This window comes from Blastopirellula retiformator (genome assembly GCF_007859755.1).
Taxonomy (GTDB): domain Bacteria; phylum Planctomycetota; class Planctomycetia; order Pirellulales; family Pirellulaceae; genus Blastopirellula; species Blastopirellula retiformator.
The window spans coordinates 1-2106 of record NZ_SJPF01000010.1; the positions used below are offsets into that span (position 1 = coordinate 1).

General features: G+C 51.1%; 2 protein-coding genes. Both read right to left on the bottom strand.

The window, feature by feature from the left end:
• Positions 1 to 140: 140 nt before the first annotated feature.
• Positions 141 to 665, bottom strand: coding sequence for a hypothetical protein (locus Enr8_RS25130; RefSeq protein ID WP_146437164.1), 525 nt, complete (start codon positions 663 to 665; stop codon positions 141 to 143).
• 11 nt (positions 666 to 676) lie between these two features.
• Positions 677 to 1873 carry a polymorphic toxin-type HINT domain-containing protein gene (locus tag Enr8_RS25135; protein WP_186767887.1) on the bottom strand — a complete coding sequence of 399 codons (1197 nt, stop codon included), beginning with the start codon at positions 1871 to 1873 and terminating at the stop codon, positions 677 to 679.
• Positions 1874 to 2106 lie beyond the last annotated feature (233 nt).

The window sequence follows — 2106 nt, forward strand, 5'->3', positions numbered from 1 at the left end:
GAGCAAAAAGCCAAAGCCGCCGCCGTCAGCCGTGCCGGTGTTCAAGCCGTGGAAGCCTGCTCAACCGGCCAAGCTGCAACCCTTCAAACCGGCACAGCCTGCGAAGATCGTGATGCAGAAGCCGAAGCTGACCCGACCCACTAAAAGGTAACGTAAAGCCCCTTTTGTGCCTGAGTAGCTCGCTGTAAGAGTTCAACAGCTTCATTTACTTCTTCTGATGAATGCTCTTGAGCAAGTTGCTGCAAAAAACCAAAACTCTCGCTCACCTGTCCATTGCTTTGGAAATACGAACCCATTTTGCCGGGATCGAAAGGGTCATTGTCACTTCCGACAATCAAACCCAAGATCGGTGAGCTTCTCCGGTCGTCAGGAACTATCTCTTGAACTGATTCCCAAGCTGAGCCAAGCCCAATGTCAGCGGTTGGGTCGTAGTATTTCGTCAGTGCAAAGTCTCCGTACTGGTGGGCATCCTCTGTCTCAATCATCCCTTCCCAATCATCTTCCAGTGGCTCACCTTCGTAGGGATCGGTGAGTGACTCGATGTTTTGTTGGATGAATGAAATCAAAGCACTGCATTCACCTGTTGCAAGAGCGTCTTGGAGTATAGGCAATAGCTCCTGCTCAAACTTCTGGTAATCAAATATGAATGCCTTGTGTTCCATCATGATGCATCATCTCACGGCAAGAAGTCGTTTGGCAAATAAAGTTCCGTCAGAATTGGTTGACCAGTCTTAGGGTCGTATCGTTGAATACCAATCACATCTGGCAGATGCCCCTCACGTCTTCGATACGCCTCTATAAAGCGAATTATCTCCTGACGATCCTTGGCAATTGGTCTGCCAAGCGGTTTGTCATCCAATATCAACTTACGCCGAAAATTGACCGCATCGGGAATAGCTTCTTGCAACCTAGCCCCCGGCTGCGGCAATCCCGTTTTGAGATTCACACGCTTAGAGACAAGAATCGGATTCCCAGCCTTGTCCTTGATTGCCGTTTGAACCAAATCGAAATCGCCACCTGCACGGCGAGCGTCAGCCAACGCCTTATGAACGCTCTTTCCAGTGGCGGTCGAAGCTGTCTCGCCCGTCACCCTTGTTGGGGCACGAAAATCATCCAGTTTCTTAAGGATTTCGTCGGCATTGTCAAACGACAGAGCGTAATACTCCGCATCCTCAAGTCTTACCGCTCCTTGGTTGACGAGTTCATTCAACCTTTCGATTCCATCGTCGCACAACGATTCGTTGTGGACAAGAATGGAGTCGACGCCGACCGCGTAATTGTGGAAGTCTCCGATTGTCAGGTTCGAGACCGGAAACGATTCTTCATACCGTTGATGAATCTGACGAATGATTTGCGGCCGGCCGTCACGGCCAGTAATGACATCTCCCGCTTGCAATTCATGGGAATTGACCCAGCGGCCAGGAAAAACGGGGCCTTCGTCTTCCCCAGCAGAAAGCAATCGCGGCGTTGATCGCTTCGACAATTCATGGCCTCGAATCACCCAGAACGGGTGATGAATCGTCGTCTCGATTTCAGAATCGCCGGTTTCGATTGTCAGGACGGCGCCTTCGTAGATGCTGTCGATTCGATCGGTAACGGTCCGCAGTTTCCACTCGCCCGCTTCAAAGTCAAAGGAATGGACTCGTTCGCCAGGGCGGATTTCGCCGATTGAGCGAAGGCCCAATTCGGTGGAGACGAGCGTATCTCGCGAAAAACAAGCCTTTCGTAAGGTGGAAAACGCCTCATCAACCGGAGATGCGCGGAGGGCCTTGACTCCCTTGGCAACATAGTCGCTCTTGTTGACCGCGTTCACGAAAACGCGAAATTGTTTGGCCTTGGTGATGGCTCCCACAGCCGCTTCTTCCGGGGCCAAGATGACGACCGTAACTTCAAAGGCGAGTTCCCCTCCTTTTTCTGGATTATCGGCGGCTTCGTCAATCTTTTTTGCGATATCGTCGGAACAGAAAAGGGGTCAGGACCAATACCGTTCGGCACGCCATTTGCGCATTCAAATTAATTCCATTTCGCCGTGCCACAATGGCAGGGCGAAGCTTGGTTTCAACCTTCAATGCAGTGGCATTTTATCGTGCGGAAGTCTTCTAAAAA